Annotated in this window: 20 protein-coding genes and 1 pseudogene; 8 read left to right on the top strand and 13 right to left on the bottom strand. The window is 48.8% G+C overall.

Annotated elements, in window-relative coordinates:
• Positions 1-15: 15 nt before the first annotated feature.
• The 8 genes from Q7C_RS10955 to Q7C_RS10920 are packed head-to-tail and all read right to left on the bottom strand — an operon-like array spanning position 16 to position 8,399.
• On the bottom strand, positions 16-438 hold the full coding sequence (locus Q7C_RS10955; protein WP_014704840.1) for a response regulator transcription factor: 423 nt from the start codon (positions 436-438) through the stop codon (positions 16-18).
• Entirely contained in the window at positions 435-1,052 is a 618-nt protein-coding gene (gene slmA / locus Q7C_RS10950; protein ID WP_014704839.1) for a nucleoid occlusion factor SlmA, read from the bottom strand. Before slmA ends, Q7C_RS10955 begins: the two co-directional genes overlap by 4 nt.
• Positions 1,052-1,954 (bottom strand): acetylglutamate kinase, encoded by a 903-nt coding sequence (gene argB / locus Q7C_RS10945; protein ID WP_014704838.1) that lies wholly within the window; start codon positions 1,952-1,954, stop codon positions 1,052-1,054. Before argB ends, slmA begins: the two co-directional genes overlap by 1 nt.
• A gap of 26 nt (positions 1,955-1,980) precedes the next feature.
• Entirely contained in the window at positions 1,981-4,635 is a 2,655-nt protein-coding gene (locus Q7C_RS13910; RefSeq protein WP_014704837.1) for a phosphomannomutase/phosphoglucomutase, read from the bottom strand.
• The gene (gene dut / locus Q7C_RS10935) at positions 4,635-5,090 is read right to left on the bottom strand and encodes a dUTP diphosphatase (RefSeq protein WP_014704836.1); all 456 of its coding nucleotides are present in this window, start codon (positions 5,088-5,090) and stop codon (positions 4,635-4,637) included. Before dut ends, Q7C_RS13910 begins: the two co-directional genes overlap by 1 nt.
• Positions 5,071-6,288 (bottom strand): bifunctional phosphopantothenoylcysteine decarboxylase/phosphopantothenate--cysteine ligase CoaBC, encoded by a 1,218-nt coding sequence (coaBC, locus tag Q7C_RS10930; protein ID WP_014704835.1) that lies wholly within the window; start codon positions 6,286-6,288, stop codon positions 5,071-5,073. The genes dut and coaBC overlap by 20 nt, the downstream gene beginning before the upstream one ends.
• Entirely contained in the window at positions 6,281-7,627 is a 1,347-nt protein-coding gene (locus Q7C_RS10925; protein WP_014704834.1) for a YihY/virulence factor BrkB family protein, read from the bottom strand. The genes coaBC and Q7C_RS10925 overlap by 8 nt, the downstream gene beginning before the upstream one ends.
• Before the next feature lie 13 nt (positions 7,628-7,640).
• Positions 7,641-8,399 (bottom strand): Nif3-like dinuclear metal center hexameric protein, encoded by a 759-nt coding sequence (locus Q7C_RS10920; protein ID WP_014704833.1) that lies wholly within the window; start codon positions 8,397-8,399, stop codon positions 7,641-7,643.
• Between the two features lie 54 nt (positions 8,400-8,453).
• On the opposite strand from Q7C_RS10920, the gene Q7C_RS10915 reads away from it, so the two are divergent.
• Positions 8,454-9,113, top strand: a complete 660-nt coding sequence (locus Q7C_RS10915; protein ID WP_014704832.1) for a DUF4126 domain-containing protein — start codon at positions 8,454-8,456, stop codon at positions 9,111-9,113.
• On the opposite strand, the gene Q7C_RS10910 is transcribed toward Q7C_RS10915, so the two are convergent.
• A complete protein-coding gene (locus Q7C_RS10910; RefSeq protein WP_014704831.1) occupies positions 9,094-9,927 on the bottom strand; it encodes a CheR family methyltransferase in 834 nt (277 codons plus the stop codon). The two genes, Q7C_RS10915 and Q7C_RS10910, sit on opposite strands and share 20 nt — an antisense overlap.
• Before the next feature lie 105 nt (positions 9,928-10,032).
• Here Q7C_RS10910 and Q7C_RS10905 point away from each other — a divergent pair, with 105 nt between their 5' ends.
• The 3 genes from Q7C_RS10905 (at position 10,033) to Q7C_RS10895 (ending at position 14,075) form a co-directional block, all read left to right on the top strand.
• Positions 10,033-10,884: an SDR family NAD(P)-dependent oxidoreductase gene (locus tag Q7C_RS10905; RefSeq protein ID WP_041367137.1), complete on the top strand. Its 852-nt coding sequence runs from the start codon at positions 10,033-10,035 to the stop codon at positions 10,882-10,884.
• A gap of 69 nt (positions 10,885-10,953) precedes the next feature.
• Entirely contained in the window at positions 10,954-13,077 is a 2,124-nt protein-coding gene (locus tag Q7C_RS10900; protein WP_014704829.1) for a putative bifunctional diguanylate cyclase/phosphodiesterase, read from the top strand.
• 173 nt (positions 13,078-13,250) lie between these two features.
• Positions 13,251-14,075 carry a formate/nitrite transporter family protein gene (locus Q7C_RS10895; RefSeq protein ID WP_014704828.1) on the top strand — a complete coding sequence of 275 codons (825 nt, stop codon included), beginning with the start codon at positions 13,251-13,253 and terminating at the stop codon, positions 14,073-14,075.
• Positions 14,076-14,127: 52 nt separating this feature from the next.
• On the opposite strand, the pseudogene clpB reads toward Q7C_RS10895, so the two are convergent.
• From clpB to Q7C_RS10875, 4 genes and pseudogenes are all read right to left on the bottom strand, one after another.
• Positions 14,128-16,697, bottom strand: a pseudogene (gene clpB / locus Q7C_RS10890) (ATP-dependent chaperone ClpB).
• 59 nt (positions 16,698-16,756) lie between these two features.
• Positions 16,757-17,428, bottom strand: coding sequence for a lysophospholipid acyltransferase family protein (locus tag Q7C_RS10885; RefSeq protein WP_014704827.1), 672 nt, complete (start codon positions 17,426-17,428; stop codon positions 16,757-16,759).
• Positions 17,425-18,051, bottom strand: coding sequence for an L-threonylcarbamoyladenylate synthase (locus tag Q7C_RS10880; protein WP_014704826.1), 627 nt, complete (start codon positions 18,049-18,051; stop codon positions 17,425-17,427). Before Q7C_RS10880 ends, Q7C_RS10885 begins: the two co-directional genes overlap by 4 nt.
• 12 nt (positions 18,052-18,063) lie before the next feature.
• The gene (locus tag Q7C_RS10875) at positions 18,064-18,915 is read right to left on the bottom strand and encodes a PHP domain-containing protein (protein ID WP_014704825.1); all 852 of its coding nucleotides are present in this window, start codon (positions 18,913-18,915) and stop codon (positions 18,064-18,066) included.
• A 51-nt stretch (positions 18,916-18,966) separates the two neighbouring features.
• On the opposite strand from Q7C_RS10875, the gene Q7C_RS10870 reads away from it, so the two are divergent.
• From Q7C_RS10870 to Q7C_RS10855, 4 genes are read left to right on the top strand one after another with little or no spacing between them, the layout of a single operon-like run.
• Entirely contained in the window at positions 18,967-19,560 is a 594-nt protein-coding gene (locus tag Q7C_RS10870; protein ID WP_014704824.1) for a septation protein A, read from the top strand.
• Entirely contained in the window at positions 19,560-19,859 is a 300-nt protein-coding gene (locus tag Q7C_RS10865; protein WP_014704823.1) for a YciI family protein, read from the top strand. Before Q7C_RS10870 ends, Q7C_RS10865 begins: the two co-directional genes overlap by 1 nt.
• Entirely contained in the window at positions 19,856-20,122 is a 267-nt protein-coding gene (locus tag Q7C_RS10860) for a BolA family protein (RefSeq protein WP_014704822.1), read from the top strand. The genes Q7C_RS10865 and Q7C_RS10860 overlap by 4 nt, the downstream gene beginning before the upstream one ends.
• A 3-nt stretch (positions 20,123-20,125) precedes the next feature.
• Complete coding sequence (locus Q7C_RS10855; RefSeq protein ID WP_014704821.1) at positions 20,126-22,297, top strand: PilZ domain-containing protein; 2,172 nt, start codon at positions 20,126-20,128, stop codon at positions 22,295-22,297.

Raw genomic sequence — 22,297 nt, 5'->3', positions numbered from 1 at the left:
GTCAACAGGGTTATATCACGCGGCCAAACTACCTGCTGCAAACCGGTTCAACATTTCGGCAACAAGCCGTCTTGGTAGCCAGGCTTCACCACTATGGAGCGCACGGATGGCCTTGCCTAGCAAGGCATGTTGATCTGAGGTGAGATAGCCCCGTACTGAAAATCCGGTACGGGCCAACATGGCAAAATCCGGACGCGTATCGGTCAAAATCAAGCTCTGCGACGCCGGATACTGCCTGGCCAGCAATGAACAGATGACTTCCGCATGCAACTCATCATGATGCTGATCCAGCAGCACGATATTCGCCTGAGCTTGCGTTACTTGGGCAATAATGTGATTCAGTTCAGTCGCGGTGACGATGGTTACCTGAAAATCCGCATCCTGACTTAAGTCAATGCCCCGTAATGTCGCTTCGCCTACCACCACTACATTGATCATTGATAATCCTTTAATGTCATGGCAATCAGTGGCCATTGTTTTTCCCAGCCCTGCAATGGCGATTGCCGATAACCACTTCGTACATATTGTTGCATGTGACCTTCAACAATACATAACAACAAATTGGCCGTCTCATTAACAGGTCGTCCGCCGGCCTGCGTCAAGGTCAGCTCACGCTCTCGCAAAATCTGCCTGAACTGGGTTTCCAAACGGTCAAACAACTGACTGACCCGAATGCGTAAACGTTCCGTTTCTCCGGTTAAGGCCACCCCGACCAGCACACTGGTAATGCCCGGATTACGTGCACTGAACCCTAGCATCAAACCAATTACTTTTTCACAACGGCTCAGTGCGTTCTTTTCCTCTTCCAAGATCCGTGCGATCAGCGCAAAAATCGTCTCTTCTGCAAAGGCAATCAACCCCTCAAACATCCGTGCCTTGCTAGGAAAATGCCGATATAGAGCGGCTTCAGAGACACCTAAGCTCGCGGCGAGGCGCGCTGTAGTAATACGTTCACCCGGGTTTTGTTCCAGCTCATTGGCCAGCGCTTCAAGAATCGCCTGGCGACGGGACTGTTTTACCTCAGCGCGAGCGGACTTGACTTCCACGGTCATCAGCGTCCGCCTCCTCGAATCAAGGTGCCGACGCCTTCATCGGTAAACATTTCCAGTAACACCGCATGTTGAACACGACCATCAATAATGTGCGCGCTGGTAACGCCCGCTTGCACGGCATCCAGCGCACAACCGATTTTTGGCAACATACCGCCATAAATCACGCCTTGTTCAATCAAATCATTCACTTGTCTGGCATTTAATCCGGTCAATAATGTGCCATCAGCATCCAGCAGACCTGGCGTATTTGTCAATAAAATCAGCTTTTCCGCCTGCAACACTTCGGCGATTTTGCCAGCAACCAGATCGGCATTAATATTATAGGACTCGCCATCTTTGCCAACGCCGACCGGAGCAATAACCGGGATAAAGTCACTGTTTATCAACATATCGATAACGCCAGTATCGATACTGCTGACTTTGCCAACATGCCCTAAATCAATGACTTCTGAAGCATTCAATGTTGGATCGCCGGCAGAAAACTGCATTTTTTCTGCAAAAATCAGGCTGCCATCTTTGCCTGTCAGCCCCACCGCACGACCACCGTGGCTATTAATCAGGTTAACAATGCTTTTATTGACCTGTCCGCCTAACACCATTTCTACAATATCCATGGTCTCGCGGTCAGTCACACGCATGCCATTGATAAACTCGGATTGCTTGCCAATTTTTTCCAACAGGGCGCCAATTTGCGGGCCGCCGCCATGGACAATGACCGGATTAATGCCAACCGCTTTCAGTAAGACGACGTCGCGGGCAAAACTGTTTTTCAGGGCATCATCAGTCATCGCATTACCACCATATTTGATGACCAGTGTTTTTCCGGAAAACCGTTGAATATAAGGGAGGGCTTCCGTTAAAACCTGAGCAATCTGCGTTGCCCGCTGTTGATTTATACTCATGCACTAAACTCTGGTTAATGTTGCCGTTAAAAAGGCAAATCCAAATCGGGTTTAATCTGCCGCATCTGGGTGGCAAATAACTGTTGTATTCGCGTGAGTCCTGATTGCGTTGCCGCTTCAAAACGCACGGTCAGCCCCGGCACCGTATTGGACGCCCTGACCAGCCCCCAACCATCATGAAAATCTGCTCTGATGCCATCAATATCACTGATATTTGCCTCAGCGAAGACGGCCTTTTCGCTAAACCGACGCATGAATTGGCGCGTCGCCGGATCCGGCATGGGAATATGTATTTCCGGGGTGTTTCTGCGCCGAGGCTGTGCCGCGAAGATTTGATCTGGCGTACGCTGCCGTCCCGCCGGATCAGCCGCCAGTAATTCTAGCAGGCGACAGGCCGCGTATAAAGCATCATCAAAGCCATACCAGCGATCCGCAAAAAACAAATGGCCACTCATCTCCCCGGCCAGTCTGGCACCACTTTCTTGCAGCGCTTTGCGTATCAGGGAGTGGCCAGATGCCACCATCACTGGATTGCCGCCGGCGCGTGTGATGAGCTCTCTTAGCAGACTGGTACTTTTCACATCATATAGAATGGTTTCGCCGGGATATTCAGCCAATACATTCTGAGCAAACAGCAGTAACAGCCTATCCGGCCAGATAATGTCGCCGCTGGCAGTGACCACCCCCAGTCGATCGCCATCGCCATCAAAAGCCAGCCCAAGATCAGCGCCAACCTCACTGACTTTCGCAATTAATGCCTGAAGATTTTCTGGATCACCGGGATTGGGATGATGATTCGGAAAATCGCCATCGACATCACAGTAAAGTGGCGTGACCTTGCAGCCAATTCGCTCCAATAAAACTGGCGCGATGGGCCCAGCAATCCCGTTGCCACAGTCGACGACTATCTGCAATTTCCGGGATAAGCTAATCTGTTCAGCCACTTTGGCAATATAGGCATCATGGACCGCTTGTTGAAGATAATTACCAGAACCGCTACGGATTTCATCAAAGGCCAGCCGCTGCCGTAACATTTTTATCGACTCACCGGCCAATGTTTCACCAGCTAAAACAATTTTGATGCCATTGTAATCAGACGGATTATGACTGCCGGTGATCATCACGCCGGAATTGGTTTCTAAGTGATGTGTTGCAAAATACAAAACCGGGGTCGGCATGGCACCAATATCAATGACGTCACAGCCTGTTGCATTCAAGCCTTTCGCCACGGCAGTAGCATAGGCAGTACTGCTATGTCGCCCATCACGTGACAGAACAATCTGTTTTTGCCCTCGGCTCAACGCCTCACTGCCAATCACTTGACCCAAACGATACATAATGTCTTCGTTCAATTGGCTGCCAACAATGCCGCGTATGTCGTATGTTTTGAAAATAGCCGGGTCAATTTCCGTTTTCGCTGCCCGATCTGGCGTCATATCATCATCAACGCGTTTATCATTTTGCATGGCTACATCGAGAGCAGGCATTAAAGAAATATCGGTTGGCTGGGGCAATTCGGATTCTGGCTCAGCAGGCTTCTCGTGATTTGACGTCATGGCGTCAGAGGGTGGTGGTTCCTCGTCAAGCACGGGCGCCTCATCATTTGAGTCGCCATCCTGCCAATCAAAATCCAATACATCTGGTGTTGTCTGCGCCGGTCGACTGTCTTCTTCTGGCGGCGGACTATCAAAGGCATCATAATGCTGGTATTCGATTGTATCGCTATTCGCTTCTGACACCGCCTCTGTTGATATGTCAGTCTCTGCAGCATCATTATTCTCATTATCAACGGTGACCTGCATCGACTCTGGATCAGTATCTTCAGTGGCTGAATAACGTTCACGATCATAACCCGTCAAAATTCGCGGCTCATAAGAAGCAATCACTTCGGGAGCGGGTTTACTAATATCGCGCTTAGGTCGCTTCTTGGGCGGTGGAGGCAATAAAATCACGAGAAACCACCAGCTCACTATCGCTAGGATTAATCCAGCGATATACCACAACAAAGGCGACATTAATGGCGGTGATGGCATTTCTCCAGCCCAGAAACGTAACTGCCAATAACTGCCCGGAATATCTGCCGTTTGGTCGGGCGTCTGCGTCATCCATTGGCGATCACCACTGACTGCCAGTGGCTTCGCATTACTGCTTCCTTGATACAGTGCCCAATACCCGTTGTCTGCCCAGGTTTGTGACATCGCTTTTAGTAAATCTGGCTGCAGCGCCACGATAAGATATTGATCGCCTGCTTTGCGAACCAACTCTATATAAGTGCCTTTTGACTCGGACTGGATCATCACTACCGGTGCAGTACCAGCCTGATCAGCCTGCCTTAACGCTGCGAGGGTAATAAAACTGACCGGCAGACATAAATCATCATCAGGTTGAAGCGGAATCTCGTCTAACAAACAGTATTGTTTGACCGCTGTCCAAGACGATAACTCTGCGACTTTTCCCGCTTGTTGATGCCAGGACTGAATCGTATTTGCCGCCCGTTTTGTTTTTTCCGTAATCAGCTGATCAGACAGGTAACGTGATTGCTGATAGCGCGATTGCTGGGCATCTAAGTCAAATTGCCTAATCGCCCAGACAACCACCAACAGCAGCAAAACACCAAACAAAATACCGGTCGAATGAAATCGTCGGGAGAATGCTTTTTTTAGCTGCGGCGTGGCGCTCATTATTGTCTTCCGGTATGTCCGAAGCCTCCGGTTCCACGCTCACTCGCCGAAAATTCATCTACTTGTTCAAAAGCAACCTGGGCGACTGGGACAAACACCATTTGCGCAATACGTTCACCAATTTCAATATCAAACGGATGCTGCCCCCGATTCCAGCAGGACACAAAAATTTGCCCCTGATAATCACTGTCAATCAACCCAACCAGATTACCCAGCACAATGCCGTGTTTATGCCCCAGACCAGAGCGCGGCAACAACACTGCCGCCAGTGTCGGATCATCAATGTGAATTGCCAGCCCGGTGGGGATCAATGTGGTTTCTCCAGGCTGCAAACAGACTGATTGTTCAAGGCAGGCGCGTAAATCCAGGCCGGCAGAACCGGTTGTCGCATAATTTGGTAAGGCAATCGTATCGCCTAGACGCGGGTCCAATAACTTAAGTTGTATCTTTTGCATGGTAGTGCTCAGTGATTAAATCCATCAAATCTTGGGCCAAGCGAGTTTTAGGTGCCAAAGGCAGCTGTCTTTCACCATCCGGCCAGTATACCTGCAAGGCATTTTGATCGCTGCCAAAGACCTTGCCTTGTGCAACCAGATTAGCAGCAATCATATCCAGTTTTTTGGTTTTTAACTTGGTTTTAGCATACGTTGCCAGATTTTCTGTCTCAGCGGCAAAACCAATGACCATTGCCGGACGGTGTTCGGCTGATGCGACAGCCGCAATAATATCCGGGTTTTCGATTAGACTCAGGCTCAGCGGCTGACTGTTTTTTTTATGTTTCTGGCTAGCAGGTTGTGCCACCCGATAATCCGCTACCGCCGCACAACCAATAAAAATATGACACGCTTCGATACATTGCATTGCCTGCGAGTACATTTGCGTGGCGGTCGTTACGTCAATTCGCGTCACCCCTTTGGGGGTCGACAAATTCACCGGCCCGCTGATTAAAGTCACTGTCGCCCCGGCATCCACCGCCGCAGCGGCCAAGGCAAAGCCCATCTTGCCGCTGCTGTGATTACCTAGAAAACGTACGGGATCAATAGGCTCAAAGGTTGGGCCAGCCGTAATCACAATCTGCTTACCTGCCAGTCTGGGCGGACGCAAGTATGCGGCAAACTGCTGCAGAATATCGGCAGGCTCCAACAATCGGCCTTCTCCAGTTTCGCCACAGGCCTGCTCACCACTGGCTGGCCCCAGAATACAGACGTGTCTTTGTTGCAAGGTGGTCAAATTGGCTTTGGTTGCAGGGTGAGACCACATTTTATTATTCATCGCTGGCGCCACGGCCAAAGACGCTTCACTCGCCAATACGGTGGCTGTCAGCACATCATCTGCCCGGCCATGTACCAACCTGGCCAACGTGTCAGCAGTCGCTGGCGCAATCAGTATCCAGTCAGCCCATCGTGCCAGAGAAATGTGGCCCATGGTTGATTCTTCATCGGCATCAAGCAGATTCAAAGCAACAGGAAAACCGCTCAAGGTCTGCATCGTGAGCGGCGTGATAAATTGACAAGCAGCCTCAGTCATCATTACCCGGACCTCAGCGCCCGCATCCTGAAGTCGCCGCACCAGATCTGCTGATTTATAAGCCGCAATACTGCCCGTCACCCCGAGTAAAATCCGCCGGCCGACAAGCCCGGAAAAATCAGTCATCTGATTTGCCTATCGCCAATTCACGCAAGGTGACGTCAGCCGTCACTTGCTGCTGTGCCGACAATAACGCTGCCAATAATTTATCAACGGACGGTTCACTGCGATGCCGAAGTGGCACCAAATCGCGCTCTTCGGCACTGCGCAGACAATCCAGAACCTGTTTTGCGGTGATGCTCGCCACATCACAGGCTGGCGCATAACGAATACCCTCACCGGCAAGTTCGGTGAGCAAGCTGCCTTGCTCCAGAATGGAGAGCAATTCCAGCAAGCTGGCGCTGCTCAGCGCCGTTTTTTGCTCCAGTTCCTGCAGGGTAAATGGCGGTTCTCCCTGACAAAACCGTCTGGCAATGGCGGTCATCAACCACAAGCCTTCTTTCTCTCTCAGCCGGGGACTTAACTGCTGCGCTTTACCGCCCAACTGAACCAGCTTTGGATGTTGCAAATAAAACGCTACCTGTGAGCCTATCAATAAAATAAACCAAGCCAAATAAACCCATATCATGAAGAAAAACAAAATGGCGAAACTGGAATAAATTGCCGTGTAATTCGTCGACGATGCGACGAATTTGGCAAATAGCGTACCTAATGTGACCCACAGTATGCCGGCCACCGCAGCACCGGTAAAAGCAGCTCCCAGTTTGACCCGGGTATTGGGAATAAACGTGTATAAAAAGGTAAATGCCAGAATAATCATGAAATAAGGCAGTAATTTACTGAGCAGCAGTAGCAATGTGCCAAAGGGTTCGATAGATTGCATGCGGACCACAAAATCATTATCCAGTGCCGCGCCAGTGATCCCCAGCGCTGAAAAAACCAGCACCGGCCCAATCATCAACACACTGAGATAGTCGGTAAAACGACGAGCCAGCGTCCTGGGCCGTTCAACCCGCCAAACATAATTAAAGGCACTTTCCACTTTCTGAATCAGGCCGATAATGGTGTAAAACAACATAACCAAACCTAAAGAACCCAAGACACCAACTTTGATATTTTCAACAAAGCCGATGATGTTAGCGGTCAACTCTGCGCCTTTGGTACCAAGCGGCTCAAGCATACCCAGTAAAAATGGCTCGATCTGATTATGGACACCGAACGCTTTCAATACTGAAAAAGACACTGCAATGAGAGGTACCAACGATAATAAAGTGGTAAATACCAGACTCATGGCACGCAGACTTAATTGCCCAGTACCCAGCTCTCGTCCCATCACATAGGTAACCCGTAACAGGCGTACGCCCAACTGCTTAATTTGGCTGCCCTGTTCAATGGCCTCCTGCCAGAGCGTCACCCGAAAAAAGTGTTGTACCTTATCTATCCAATCCTGCATGTGTGTCAGCATTGTCAGTTCCCTATTAGACTGGATTATCAATATCAATGAATTGCACTGTGACCGGCAAGGCTTTGGCAATCGCTTCACCCAATGCCTTCACACCATAGCGCTCCGTAGCATGATGCCCGGCTGCCAGATAGTGAATACCGGCTTCACGGGCAAGGTGGACCGTTGGCTCCGATATTTCGCCACTCACAAACGCATCCAATCCCATCTCAATTGCTTGCGCCAAATAGCCTTGCGCCGCACCGGTACACCAGCCAATTGTTTTTACAGGACGATCATGTCCCTTGATAACAAGTGGTGTACGCTGCAAACGGGCTGAAAGCGTATCGGTCAATTCCGCCAATGAACAGGGCTTTGTTACACTGCCATGCCAGGCAATAGCGGGTTGGCCTGTCCCCTTAATCTGCCCTGCTCCCGACCAATCCATCAAGGTCGCGAGTTGCGCATTATTGCCAAGTTGCGGGTGCGCGTCCAAAGGCAGGTGATATGCCATCAGGTTGATATCATGGGCCAACAGTTTTTTCAGCCTTCGCTGCTTGATCCCGGTAATTTCTGCTGGCTCACCTCGCCAAAAATAACCATGATGCACCAAAATCGCCTGCGCCTTGGCAGCAATCGCCGCATCGATTAACGCTTCACTTGCCGTTACCCCGGTCACGATATGCGCAATGTCTTCCTGACCGGCAACTTGCAGTCCATTCGGGCAATAGTCTTGAAACTGCTGCGGCAGTAATAAGTTATCGCAATAGTCGACAAGATCGTTTCGGCGTATCATCAGACAAGGTTCATTGTGATTGAGTGTGATCACTATAACAAACGGGAGGCGCGATTGGACGTTGTCAGTCTGCTGATACTCAGTTTGGCGGTGGCCTGGGCCAGCGGCATTAACCTGTATGCAACGCTGCTGTTACTCGGTTTACTGCAAACCTACGACATCATTGTTTTACCAGCGGGTCTACAGATTTTAAGCGATCCGGTGGTCATTGGCGTTGTCATGACGCTGTATTTTGTGGAGTTTTTTGCCGATAAAATTCCCGGTGTTGATACGGCCTGGGATGTATTGCAAACCTTTGTCCGGATTCCGGCAGGTGCATTGCTGGCAGCGGGTATCGTTGGCGATTTGTCTGCGCCAACAGAGTTGGCGATGTTGCTGACTGGCGGTGCGCTTGCCACCAGTAGTCATCTCAGTAAGGCAGGAAGTCGATTGATGATTAACACGTCCCCAGAGCCTTTTAGTAACAGTCTGGCATCCATTACCGAAGATCTGCTGGTGATAGCCGGTTTGTGGCTGGCGCTGACCCAGCCCTGGATATTTATTGTTCTGTTGGTTGGTTTTGTGTTGCTGACTATCTGGCTTTTGCCACGTCTTTTTCGTGCCATTAAGACGTTTATTGCTACACTGCGAGGCGTCTTTCAACCGGCATCGACAACCGTGGCTTCTCCCAGATTATTAACCCGTGACGAGTCGATCAGCGACGCTGATAAATAACCCCTTCTGGAAACCGGCGTAACTCAAAGGCATCGCTGTAACCACTTATCGTTTCTGAAGCGCCAAGAAACAAAAGTCCCCCGGGATTCATGGCCTGTGCCATTCTATCCAGAATATCGGCTTTACGTTGCGCCGAAAAATAAATCAGTACATTACGGCAAAACACCACATCAAACCGGCCCAGCCCCGTAAAGCTTTCCAGCAGATTTTGCTCACGAAACTGAACCCGCCGCCGTACCGTATCTATCAATTGCCATTGTTCACCTGATGGCTTGAAAAACTGCTGCCGCCGGGTTGCTGAAATACCCCGCGCCAGCATCGCTTCTTCATAGCAGGCTTCGCGGGCCAATGTCAGCATATTTTGTGAAATATCCGTGCCAATAATTTGCACATTGTTTAGTGCGCTGTCCGGGTTTTTTCGTAAATACTCATTAATCAATATGCTTATCGTATATGGCTCTTGACCGGATGAGCAGGCCGCAGACCAGATACGCCCCTGCCCCGTGAGCCGCTTGTCTATTTCAGTTAACAAGTACTTTTCGAACACAGTAAACGGGCCACCATCTCTGAACCAAGAGGTTTCATTCGTGGTCATGGCATCAATAACTGCACCGCGCAAATGTCGAGGCGAGTTGCACTCAAGTGCCGTTAACAGCATGGCGACCGAAGCAATCTTTTCTTCTCGCAATAAACGGGCGAGACGATTAATGATGAGATATTGCTTGCCATCCCCTAACAGGATCCCGCAAGCCTGTTCCAAAAACCCTCTGAACGCATCATAATCTTGCTGACTGATTTCACTGACTTGCAGCATCTTACTCTCTGGCCTCACACCTCGATTGCCTGACCCGATTTATCGACCTGGTCAGTGATTTATTTACACTTTTCTACGCAAAGTTTTGTGCAGCATATGAAAAAAATGGCGAAACCGAAACATATTTTAATCACTGGATGCGCCACCGGAATCGGTCGGGATGCTTTGTTCTCGCTACATGCCCGAGGCCACCGTGTCGTCGGCACAGTGAGAAAATCGGCTGATCTGCGTTCACTACAGGATGCCGGGCTCACCGTCGTATTGCTCGATCTGGATGATGATAAAGTTATCGCAGCTGGACTCAAAACCGCATTAACCCATCTGGATGGTCGAATAGATGTGTTATTTAACAACGCGGCATACGGACAACCCGGTGCGGTTGAAGACTTAAGCCGCGCTGCGCTAATGGCCCAATTTAACACCAATGTCATCGGTACTCAGCAATTAACCAATCAGGTTATTCAAATTATGCGACGTCAAGCGGCTGGGCGTATTGTCTATAACAGCTCGGTATTAGGATTAGTGGCTCTCCCCTATCGGGGTGCTTATAACGCCAGTAAATTTGCATTAGAAGGCTTGGTCGATACCTTACGGCTAGAGCTGCATGGCACCAATATTGCCATCAGTTTGATTGAACCTGGCCCGATTACCAGCGCCTTTCGGGCAAATGCCATGTTGCAGTACAAAAAGCATATTTTCCCTGAGCAAAGTGCCCATCACTCTATTTATGCAGCAATGGAAAAAAGATTAACCCAATCAGGCCCAACCGCGCCATTTACTCTGCCTGCGGCGGCGGTCACAGCTAAAGTCATTCATGTTGTTGAGTCGCGTCGGCCAAAATTACGGTATTTTGTTACTTTTCCCACATATTTACTGGCAACGCTGAAATGGTTATTGCCGACGCGTTGCTTTGATTGGGTTTTGAGGCGAATCAGCCGAAGTGAACAACGAGTCTAGACCAACAAATTGGGCCACAATAGAGCAGACTGCGACGTTAGTTAAGAGGCGATAGGGGATCAGAGGATCATGACAGGCAGACGGCAATTTCAATTTCACTGGCAATCAGCACGCAACTGTTTTTTTGCCATTGCCCTGTCTGGCACGTTATCACTGGGTATCGTTTATTACTTAATCAGTCGGCAATTGACGCAAACCAGTCACGTCGACTTAGGACTCTATTTCAGTCTAGCGTTTGCTGTGCTTGTCCTGTTGGCACTGTTGCTCTCCGGCGTGCATTATTTTCGCCGTGTACAACGATACGAACAACTCATCACCATTGGCGACACCTTACCGCTACTGTCGGCACAAAAATATGAGCAGGCAAAACAACAGTTTGCTGAATTACCGGCTCAGATTCACGAACCAGAAATTGCCAAATTACGCCAGGCCAGCTTGCAGTTGACCAATAAACTGGAGCAGCTTGCTCAGGGTCGGTTTCAACGGGCACAGCTCATCCAACGCAAATCAGATGCGCTACGAAATGAACGCGACTTCATCAAGAGCCTACTGGATACCGCACAATTGGTGATCATGACCATTGATGATCAATTACAGGTCACCTTGATTAATGCGTTTGCTCAACAACTCACTGGCTATGCCGAAAAAGACATACTGGAAACCGACGTTGCACGACTATTTCCAGCGGGTAACTGGCTGGAAGCAAGAGCACGTTTTCAGGAGCTTTTAGAGGGTCGATTATCTCTGGCCAGCCAAGAAGCCGAACTCATCGACCGTCGAGGACAGGTCAAACATATATCCTGGCTGCATTCACGACTAGCAAATGATGATGAGCGGGCCGTTATTTTATCAGTGGGTATGGATATCACCCATCAAAAAGAAGCGGAAAAACGGATTGTCTGGTTGGCTGAACATGATCCCCTGACGGACTTGTGCAATCGTCGTAAATTTACTGAAGAGTTTGAAAAGTCACTCCGCACGGCGGTACGTTATCACCACAACAATACCTTGCTGTATCTGGACTTAGATCAATTCAAAGATATCAACGATACCAGCGGCCATAAGAGCGGCGATGAGCTGCTGAACATGGTTGCGAAAACCTTGAAACAAATTACCCGCTTTACCGATTTGGTCGCCCGTTTAGGCGGTGATGAATTTGCAGTGCTGATGCCAGAAAGTGATGATGCCGGGGCCAGAATTCTGGCGCAAAAAATTCTGTCTTCGTTGGCCTCAATTCATTTTGAAGCTGCCGGTATTCGCCACAAAGTCTCTGCCAGCATTGGCATCGTTCATTACCCGCTCAATGGGGCCAGTATCCATGAATTAATGAGCTTTGCTGATTTGGCTATGTATCAGGCCAAAAGTACGGGCAAAAATAATTTCCATGTTTTTTCACCCGACGACCAGACGCGTCAAACATTGGAAACGCGTGTTTTTTGGAAAAATCAAATTGAAAACGCACTGGAAAATCAGCTTTTCATCCTGCACTTTCAACCGATCCTAGAACTCAGCACCAACGCTATCGATCATTACGAAGTATTAATTCGAATGTATGATCCGGCGACTGGCGAAACCTGTCTGCCGGGAAAATTTATTGATATCGCTGAGCAAACTGGTCTGATTCGTCAGATAGATCGTTATGTTGTCGAAGCCAGTATTAAAAAACTGGCTGAGTTACAGCAGCAAAAACCGGCTATCCGGCTGGCCATCAATTTATCAGCGGCAATGATTGACTCTACTGAACTGTTGCCACTGTTAAAAGCACTGATTAGACAATACCGCGTTGAGCCGTCCGGACTGATTTTCGAAGTCACAGAAACCGTGGCGGTCGCTAATTTAGCGCGAGCCAAGACCATGATGCAAACCATTAAAACATTAGGGTGCCAATTTGCACTGGATGATTTTGGCGTTGGCTTTTCGTCATTTAATTACATTCGGGAATTACCTGTAGATATCATCAAAATTGATGGTATTTTTATCAAGGACTTGCATATCAATGCGGATGACCAATTATTCGTCAAGGCATTAATTGATGTCGCGACGGGGCTGGGTCGCAGAACCGTGGCAGAGTTTGTCGAAAACCACGAAGTGTTAACACTGCTTCGCAGCTACGGTGTCAATTACGCTCAAGGTTTTTATATCGGCAGGCCCGCTGATAAACTCCGTGCTGACCGGTATTGGTCTCCTCCCTGATCGCGTTGCTGCTATTTCATGGTGCAAGCTGCTCACAGCCCTAACCTGAATTGGTGCAAGAAAATATTATCCAGATAACACAGCCACCCCAACATATTGATTTGAAATGCATTTCATGACCGGCACAAAAGATGCATTTAGCTTACTGGTTTACTTTCTGTCTTGGAGCACTTATGGCTTATTTAACACCGAACGAGTTCGCCAAAAAAATGGTCGATACGGGTGAAAGCAAAATTAAAATGGCACCGCGAGATGTGCTGATTCGCGCTTACATGGCCGGTGCCATCTTAACGCTGGCCGTCGCTTTTGCCGTGACCGCAGCCGTACAGACCGGGCTGCCAATCGTTGGAGCACTGGTGTTTCCAGTTGGTTTTGTTTTACTAAATCTGCTCGGATTTGATTTGTTAACTGGCGTTTTTGCGCTAGTACCACTGACCCTGTTTGATAAACGTCAGGGCTGTACCCTCAAGGGCATGTTAAAAAACTGGGGATTAGTGCTGGTTGGTAATTTGTTCGGTGCGTTAACGACTGTATTGCTGATGAGTATTTTCTGGACGTTTGGTTTTTCACAAGAACCAGGCGCCGCCGGTCAGGCGATTGCTCGAGCTGCAGAAGCCAGAACACTGGGCTTTGCCGTACATGGTGGGGCAGGCTGGCTAACTGTCTTTGTGGCTGGCATTCTCTGTAACTGGATGGTCTCAGTGGGTGTCGTTGGTGCCATGATTTCCAGCACGGTAGGTGGCAAAGTCATCGCCATGTGGTTGCCCATCGCCTTATTCTTTGGTCTGGTATTTGAACATTGCGTTGTGAATATGTTTTTGTTCCCGATGGGAATGTTAATGGGTGCCGATATTACCATCGGTGATTGGCTTTTCTGGAACGAAATTCCAGTCGTCCTGGGCAATCTGGTGGGGGGCTTATTACTGACGGGTACCGCTTTGTATGTCACGCATTATAAAACGGCGCCACCAACCGCCGCCATGTCAGAACAAAATTAGGTCAATATGGCGCTGCCTTAGACCGCAGCGCCATATTGAGAGGCAAGACACTTTAGTGTTTCAATTCGTGATGAAATTGCAGGCCCTGTGCATCAGCATCGACTTGAATGATTTGCCCAGGACGAAACTTACCCGCCAGCAAATCCTGTGCTAATTGATTTTCCAGCTCATGCTGAATCACCCGCTTTAAAGGCCGGGCACCATAAACCGGATCAAACCCCGCTTCAGCGATATGATCCAAAGCGGCATCAGTCAACGACAGGGTCAGGTCTCGCTCTGCCAGCCGTTGCCGTAAGTGCGCTAGCTGAATATCGGTAATAGCTCGAATCTGTGCCTGCTGTAATGGATGAAAAACCACGACATCATCTACACGATTAATAAACTCTGGCCGGAAATGTTGGCCGACTTCATTTGCGCATAATTATCCTCGCCAGCCATCTCCTGAATCACGTTAGAGCCAAGATTAGAGGTCATCACAATTACCGTGTTACGGAAATCCACGGTGCGACCCTGACCATCGGTCAGACGGCCGTCATCCAATACCTGTAACAAAATATTAAACACATCCGGATGCGCTTTTTCGACTTCATCAAGCAAAATGACCGAATATGGTTTACGACGAACCGCCTCAGTCAAATAACCGCCTTCTTCGTAACCCACATAACCCGGCGGGGCACCAACCAACCGTGCCACCGAATGTTTTTCCATAAATTCGGACATGTCGATACGAACCATCGCGTCTTGTGTATCAAATAAGAAACTGGCCAGGGACTTGCACAGTTCCGTTTTGCCCACCCCGGTTGGGCCGAGGAATAAAAACGATCCATTCGGTCGGTTTGGATCGGACAAACCGGCGCGACTCCGTCGAATCGCATTTGAAACAGCACTGACGGCTTCCGTTTGTCCGACAACACGCTGCTGTAAAACCGCATCCATTTGCAGCAGTTTTTCACGCTCACCCTCCAGCATTTTTGAGACTGGAATACCCGTCCATTTTGAAACGACCTCGGCAATCTCTTCTTCGCCAACTTTATTGCGCAGCAATGTGAATTGTTGCTTTTCGTCGGCTTCCGTTGCAGATGCGAGCTGTTTTTCCAATGCCGGGATGCGTCCGTATTGCAGTTCAGACATTTTTTCCAAATCACCGGTTCGGTTCGCAGACTCCAGTTCCATCCGTGCCTTTTCTAGGGCTTCCTTGATATGCTGACTACCGTGTAATGCCGCTTTTTCAGACTTCCATACCTCTTCAAGATCCGCTATCTCCCGATCCAGATTGTTTAGTTCAGATTCAAGCGTTTCCAACCGTTTTTTTGAGGCGTCATCACGCTCTTTTTTGAGCGCCACCTGCTCAATTCTAAGTTGGATCCGCCGACGCTCCAGCTTATCCAGGGCTTCAGGCTTGGAATCAATCTCCATACGAATACGGCTGGCGGCCTCATCAATCAGATCAATTGCCTTGTCCGGCAATTTCCGATCAGTGATATAGCGATGTGACAAGGTTGCTGCAGCGACAATGGCCGGATCGGTAATCTCGACACCATGATGCACTTCGTAGCGTTCGCTCAAGCCACGCAGAATCGCAATGGTTGATTCAACCGTGGGTTCACCTACGATGACTTTTTGAAAACGTCGTTCAAGGGCCGCATCTTTTTCAACATATTGACGATATTCGTCCAGGGTCGTCGCGCCAATGCAGTGCAGTTCACCTCGTGCTAACGCCGGTTTCAGCATATTGCCGGCATCCATCGATCCTTCGGCTTTACCAGCACCAACCATGGTATGAATTTCATCAATAAACAGGATCACCGACCCTTCTTGCTTGGCCAAATCATTCAGAACGGCTTTTAATCGTTCTTCAAATTCACCCCGGAATTTGGCACCGGCAATCAATGCGCCCATATCAAGGGAGAGCACCCGTTTATGTTTCATCCCTTCTGGCACTTCACCATTAACGATGCGTTGCGCCAAACCTTCAACAATAGCCGTTTTACCGACCCCCGGCTCACCGATAAGCACTGGATTATTCTTGGTGCGTCGCTGCAAAACCTGAACGGTGCGACGAATTTCATCATCACGCCCAATTACTGGATCCAATTTGCCCGCTTCAGCACGAGCTGTCAGATCGATAGTGTATTTTTCTAATGCTTGACGCTGTTCTTCGGCATTCGGGTTAGTCACCTTATCACCGCCACGCAGTTGTTCAATTGCCGCGTTAATACTGGCTTCTGAAGCGTGATGCTGGCGCAACAACGCTCCCATATGATTTTTGTCGGCAACCGCTGCCAGCACGAACAATTCGCTGGAGATAAACTGATCACCCCGTTTCTGCGCCAATTTATCCGTCACGTTCAACAATCGATTCAAATCAGCGGAAATATGGACCTCTCCACTATTTCCTTCCACACTCGCTAAACGATTTAATTGTTGTTCCAGATCTTGTTGGTAGGCCGTGACATTGACACCACTTTGCGCTAACAACGGGCGCACCGTGCCTCCTTGCTGCTTTAATAGCGCCAACATCAAATGTGCCGGTTCAATAAACTGGTGATCTTTGCCAACAGCAAGACTTTGCGCTTCACCAAGCGCCGCTTGAAACTTGCTGGTTAATTTATCGAATTGCATAACCGAAAGTCCCTATAAAAACTAAGTTAATTAGCAAAATGGGGCAGGTGGGCAAAATATCAAGTGTGCTCAGATTGATGTCGAGGTACTTCAATGGCCATCTTGGCTGCAGTGAGTAAGGTTGCTTCATCAGCCGTCGATAGTACGGTATGCGTTAACTGAACATTATCAGGCACCCAGGGTGCCAGCAAGACTGAGCCCTGTGCTTTAACCCCATCTATTCGTACTGCTGTCACCGGCACCTGTGCCCAAGCCGCAAGTCGAGCAAAACCGGCTTTGATAGGCCGTGGCGGATCGTGGTCAAGATGAATTTTGCCATGTGGAAACAAGGCGATAATTTCGCCATGCCGTAATGCTGCCAGCGCTTCACGCAAAGACTGCTCTGGCCTGCCAGAACGATCTACTGGAATACAACCTGCAGCCCGAAACAACCACTGAAGACCGAAACGCTGATACTGTTCACGGGCTATCAGAAATCGTAGTGGCCGTTGGCTAGCAGCAATTAATAACAGGGGGTCCACGCCTGACACATGATTGGCAATCACGATCGCCCCCCCTGTTTCGGGTAAGGGCAAGGACTGCTGTTTCAAGCCGTGAAGGCAGCGGCATAAAATTCGGGTCCAACCATCCAGCCAGTTGACATGCGCTCCCCCCCAGTCAGCCCGGGCAGCCAGCAGTCCTATTACCCAGATGATGATAAAGGGCACCGCCCACCAAACCACTGTCGTCATGCACTTTCAAACGATTGCGGATTGCCTTGTCCGACTCGAATCACCTCCGGCATATCCTCAGTAAAGGCAACGACGGTCGTTGGCTCAGCACTACAGGCCCCACCGTCAATAATCAACTCAACCTGTTTTCCTATCGCATCGACAATGTCATCTGCCTCAGTCATCACTTGACTTTCGCCGGGCAGAATAAGCGTCGAACTCATTAGCGGCTCATCTAATTCTGCCAATAGGGCTAAGGCGATATTATGCGTTGGAATACGTAAGCCAATGGTCTTTCGCTTGGCATGTTGTAAACGACGCGGTACTTCTTTGGTGGCCGGTAAAATAAACGTATATGGCCCCGGTGTATGCGCTTTGATTAAACGAAATACCGCATTGTTTACCCGGGCATAAACAGAGAGCTCAGATAAATCCCGGCAAACCAGTGTGAAATTATGATCTGCGTCGAGTTGTCGCAGGCGACGAATACGTTCCATGGCAGTTTTATCACCGATATGGCAACCAACGGCATAGCCAGAATCGGTTGGATAAACGACCAGCCCACCACGACGGATCATTTCACAGGCCTGCTTTATAAGACGGGGCTGCGGGTTGTCAGGATGGATCTGAAAAAACTGACTCATAAAAATTCCAATTTAATGTCTAACTGGCCAGTTGGACCAGATCGGGGTCACTGATGCAGGTAAAGGCGTTATTTTGCCCAATTCCGTCCAGCTCTGTGCCGGGCTATGAAAATCACTGCCACAGGACGCTAATAGTTCATGTCGGTTAGCCAAGGTTGCCAGATGTCGCACCTCATCCGCATGTTGTCTACCTGAGCAGACTTCAAAGCCTTCGCCACCACAGGCTTTAAAGTCAGCGATTAATCGACGTAATTTGGTTGCAGTGATTTTGTATCGCGCCGGATGTGCAATGACTGCCTGGCCGCCTGCACCATGAATCCAGTCAAGTGCCTGATCCAGATCAGCCCAATTTCCAGGCACATAGCCCGGTTTATTTCGCACTAAAAAACGTTTAAACACGTCGCGGGTATCTTTGGCATGACCTTGATCGACCAAAAACTGCGCAAAATGCATTCGCCCTAACATGGTTTCAGACGCATACTGACTGGCCCCGGCATACGCATCAGGAATACCGGCTTTATCCAGTCTGTGCGCTATCGCCAACGCTCGATCACGTCGATAATCCCGCAGTCGAGCTAGTCCCTGCTGCAGCATCGTATTGTTAATATCGACGTGTAAACCCACGATATGAATGGTTGTTTGTGACCAGGTAACCGATATTTCCAAGCCAGCCACAAGTTGAATTGGCAAACTGGCAGCAGCCTGTCTTGCTGCCATTATTCCTTCCGTTCCATCATGATCCGTCAACGCCAACACATCAACCCCTTTTTCAACGGCAAGATGGACCAAATCTGCCGGTGGCAAGGCACCATCGGAAGCATTTGAATGGCAATGCAGGTCATAGATAAGCTGGCTGGCAGTCATAAAGTCAATTTTACGTTAGAATGCAGATTCTCGCAGGCTCAGAATACAATTATGAAATTACTCAACGATTTTCTACCGATTATTTTATTTTTTGTCGCTTATAAATTCGGCGGCGGAACCTATGAATTTAATGGTCAAAGTTACGAGGTTGCCGGTATTTATGCCGCAACGGCTGTAATGATGGTCGTGACACTGATGCAAGTCAGCTACAGCTGGTTGCGTTATCGTAAAGTTGAAAAAGTCCACCTGGTTACCCTTGTCCTTGTGACGGTGCTTGGGGCAGCGACTTTATGGCTGCAAAATCCGGATTTCATCATGTGGAAACCTACTGCTGTCAACTGGTTGTTTGCCGCCGGATTCATTGGCGCTCAATTGTTTACCGATAAAACGTTATTAGAACGACTCATGGGGCAACACGTGCAGATGCCAGCGGCCATCTGGAACCGACTGAATATTGCCTGGATTTTATTTTTTATTGGCTCAGGCATCTTAAACCTATATGTTGCGTATGGTTTTTCAGAAGAAACGTGGGTTAACTTCAAACTATTTGGCATGCTGGGGTTAACTTTGGTTTTCATTGTTGCCCAGTCACTCTATCTAGCCAAACATGCCACAGAATTACCTAAATCTGGAGGCTCAAACTGATGTGGTATGCGATCATCAGTGAAGATAAGCCTAACCGTCTCAATCAACGACTGGCGGCGCGGCCCGATCATTTAGCAAGGCTACAACAATTACAACAACAAGGAAGACTATTGCTTGCCGGCCCGCATCCGGCGGTGGATTCTGAAGATCCCGGTGAAGCAGGTTTTACCGGGAGTTTGGTTGTTGCAGAATTTGATGATTTAGATGAGGCCCGGCGCTGGGCTAATGATGATCCCTATGTGAAAGCAGATGTCTACGCACAAGTGACAGTAAAGCCTTTTCGGCCGGTTTTACCATGAGTACCGAAGAGAAATTAAAACAGCGATTGATGGCTTTATCTCCAGATAAACTGGAAATCATCGATGAAAGTCATTTGCACGCGGGCCATGCTGGCAATACAGGCGGTGGCCATTTCAAAATCCTGATTGTCAGCGAAGCATTTACAGGATTATTACCCTTAAAACGTCACCGTCTGGTCTTTGACGCGGTTGGCGATATGATGCAATCCTCCATCCACGCCCTCAGTATTCAGGCCAAAACGCCAGCTGAGTGGCTTAACTGATGTATGGCGCAATCCTCTAGCCGCGAACAAAACAAACTTTTTCTGGAGCAGCTGGAACGTCAGCGCCTGCAAAAACCTTGCTTACGCCACATCGATCTCCGTGGACGTGTCCCCGGAGAGTGTCAGGCTTATCAAATGGGTGACCGAGTTCATTATCTGGATGATCGTAGCTATGTCTTGCTTAAAAGCCTGTTAGAGCAAAATCACAATCAATTTACAATTGGTGTTTACGAACGATGGCAAAAGGCGTTAAAGCGCTTGTTGGAACAGGATAATGGAGCTCAGCAGACAGCGCGCTCCGTTGCAATCGCGCAGCCCGCAAACAACATTAACCTGGTTTCTTTTGATCATTTAATCAGTCGGCAGGAACCGAGACTGAACTTGACTACCAGCGTCTTAATAGATACCGGTGAAGTGCAATACCATGCCGGCACGTTGAATATCAGCGCAACGGCTATTCGGATATCAATGCGACGCGCCCATCAGATTTCAGCGGGCCAATCTTTATGGTTAAGTTTACCTGCTCTCCAGGAAAGTGCGCCCGAAGGCTTATTGACCGATATTGCTTGTCGTCTTCTTAAGGTCTCACACGATGCGCGCTACACCCAAGCGGTTATTCTTCTCAATCCGGATAAGAACAAAGTACTAGAGAATTGGCTGACTGACTGGATAAGCCAACAACATGCTGAAAACCTATTAGATCTGGACAATGATTTAAGTAATCTTGCCAGCGAATACTTACTTCGTCTTTATTGCCAGTCTTTGCCGCAGCTCTTGTTATGGTGTCCCGATGCTGCAAGTCGGCCAATTTTTATTCATGCTCAGCCAGAAATGAAGACGCTGGCTAATGATCTCTTTACCTTGCTTTCCGAGCAAAAATCCACATTTGAGACGTGGAATGCCAGTCAATCTTTCATCATGGTGCTTACCCCCTCTGGGGAACTGCAGATCCGCGATCTGCAACATCATGATGACCTGTCATCATGGTTATCCAGCTTGACGGTTGAGGATAAACTGTTTTGGGTTCAACAACAGCCAACAACCTTCGACACCGATACTGTTCAGCAGGCGTTTCTTCCATTACAGGAGCTTCAACCTGAGACCACTTCGCAATTGGTGGCGCAGCTATCACAATGCCAACATCTTTTTCAAATCACACAACTTGATGGGTTGATTGCTCTAATCAAGCGTCGTAGCTCATCCCATGCCGCCCAGAAATTGCTTGAAAAAAGCCAAACCATGCCTGAGCCGCAACCCTTGGTTCTGCACCTTGAACGTCATGAGGAACGTTACCAAATTCGGACGCCAGTGCGGCTGCACTTACCCGATCATGTTGGTGAATATGTTTCTGAAGAAGTTTCGATTGCAGGGGTTTCTTTACAAATTCCAAGTCACATCAACCTGACCATTGGCAGCCGGGTTAATCTCGATTTTGTTCGTTGGCAGGGGCAAACCAAACTCAAACTGACCAACTTACCCTATGAAGTTCGAAATCAGTCACAATGGCAGGGGCAAACACGCCTTGGGCTCAAACGTATTACGTCAAGTTGCACGACTGCCGTTAATACGTTTTTTATCGATGTCATGCGCAAAAATCGACCTACTTTACGGCTTTGTCATGCAGATAAATTCCTGCACACTACGAGCCGTCTTTTTGCTGACACCCTTCGTCAACATCTACATGACACCTTGTTATATTTTGGTTTGGACAGTCAAAATAATCGTCTCCTTCAATCTGTCGCCAGTTCAGAAATCAACCAGGCAGCAGAAAAAATGCCGCTTTGGTCCGCCATCAATGATCACGCTGGCCGACTCACAGCAGAAATTAAATTACCACTGACCGAACAACAACAAAGCTGGAACGCTTTGATTGTTGTATTTCGAAATGCGGGTCAAGGATGGCAAATTCAGACTGATCCACCGTTAGCAAGTCCAGCCGGAAAAGTCCTGCTTCGGCGGGCGATCGCCGCCGAGGAACAATATGTTTTTCACTGCCACCTTGCTCCGGTCAAGTCAGGGACATGGTCAAAATCAACCGATTTACAGCAACAACTGACTGCATTACGCCAACACAATAGCCATAAGGTCAAACAACTACGCGAAACACTGAGCCGCTTATTTGCTGTTGCGCATTTAACTGATATCACATGCTTAATTGACGACTTGGCGCAATAA

The sequence above is a fragment of the Methylophaga frappieri genome (assembly GCF_000260965.1).
GTDB lineage: Bacteria > Pseudomonadota > Gammaproteobacteria > Nitrosococcales > Methylophagaceae > Methylophaga > Methylophaga frappieri.
The sequence above is the reverse complement of the archived record's forward strand: the minus strand, read 5'-3'. Positions and strand labels throughout refer to the sequence as shown.

Bases quoted from the DNA above. Each gene is read 5' to 3' on its own strand.
- Q7C_RS10955 (WP_014704840.1), bottom strand. From the start codon at position 438: ATGATCAATGTAGTGGTGGTAGGCGAAGCGACATTACGGGGCATTGAC.
- slmA (WP_014704839.1), bottom strand. From the start codon at position 1,052: ATGACCGTGGAAGTCAAGTCCGCTCGCGCTGAGGTAAAACAGTCCCGT.
- argB (WP_014704838.1), bottom strand. From the start codon at position 1,954: ATGAGTATAAATCAACAGCGGGCAACGCAGATTGCTCAGGTTTTAACG.
- Q7C_RS13910 (WP_014704837.1), bottom strand. From the start codon at position 4,635: ATGAGCGCCACGCCGCAGCTAAAAAAAGCATTCTCCCGACGATTTCAT.
- dut (WP_014704836.1), bottom strand. From the start codon at position 5,090: ATGCAAAAGATACAACTTAAGTTATTGGACCCGCGTCTAGGCGATACG.
- coaBC (WP_014704835.1), bottom strand. From the start codon at position 6,288: ATGACTGATTTTTCCGGGCTTGTCGGCCGGCGGATTTTACTCGGGGTG.
- Q7C_RS10925 (WP_014704834.1), bottom strand. From the start codon at position 7,627: ATGCTGACACACATGCAGGATTGGATAGATAAGGTACAACACTTTTTT.
- Q7C_RS10920 (WP_014704833.1), bottom strand. From the start codon at position 8,399: ATGATACGCCGAAACGATCTTGTCGACTATTGCGATAACTTATTACTG.
- Q7C_RS10910 (WP_014704831.1), bottom strand. From the start codon at position 9,927: ATGCTGCAAGTCAGTGAAATCAGTCAGCAAGATTATGATGCGTTCAGA.
- Q7C_RS10905 (WP_041367137.1), top strand. From the start codon at position 10,033: ATGGCGAAACCGAAACATATTTTAATCACTGGATGCGCCACCGGAATC.
- Q7C_RS10900 (WP_014704829.1), top strand. From the start codon at position 10,954: ATGACAGGCAGACGGCAATTTCAATTTCACTGGCAATCAGCACGCAAC.
- Q7C_RS10895 (WP_014704828.1), top strand. From the start codon at position 13,251: ATGGCTTATTTAACACCGAACGAGTTCGCCAAAAAAATGGTCGATACG.
- Q7C_RS10885 (WP_014704827.1), bottom strand. From the start codon at position 17,428: ATGACGACAGTGGTTTGGTGGGCGGTGCCCTTTATCATCATCTGGGTA.
- Q7C_RS10880 (WP_014704826.1), bottom strand. From the start codon at position 18,051: ATGAGTCAGTTTTTTCAGATCCATCCTGACAACCCGCAGCCCCGTCTT.
- Q7C_RS10875 (WP_014704825.1), bottom strand. From the start codon at position 18,915: ATGACTGCCAGCCAGCTTATCTATGACCTGCATTGCCATTCAAATGCT.
- Q7C_RS10870 (WP_014704824.1), top strand. From the start codon at position 18,967: ATGAAATTACTCAACGATTTTCTACCGATTATTTTATTTTTTGTCGCT.
- Q7C_RS10865 (WP_014704823.1), top strand. From the start codon at position 19,560: ATGTGGTATGCGATCATCAGTGAAGATAAGCCTAACCGTCTCAATCAA.
- Q7C_RS10860 (WP_014704822.1), top strand. From the start codon at position 19,856: ATGAGTACCGAAGAGAAATTAAAACAGCGATTGATGGCTTTATCTCCA.
- Q7C_RS10855 (WP_014704821.1), top strand. From the start codon at position 20,126: ATGGCGCAATCCTCTAGCCGCGAACAAAACAAACTTTTTCTGGAGCAG.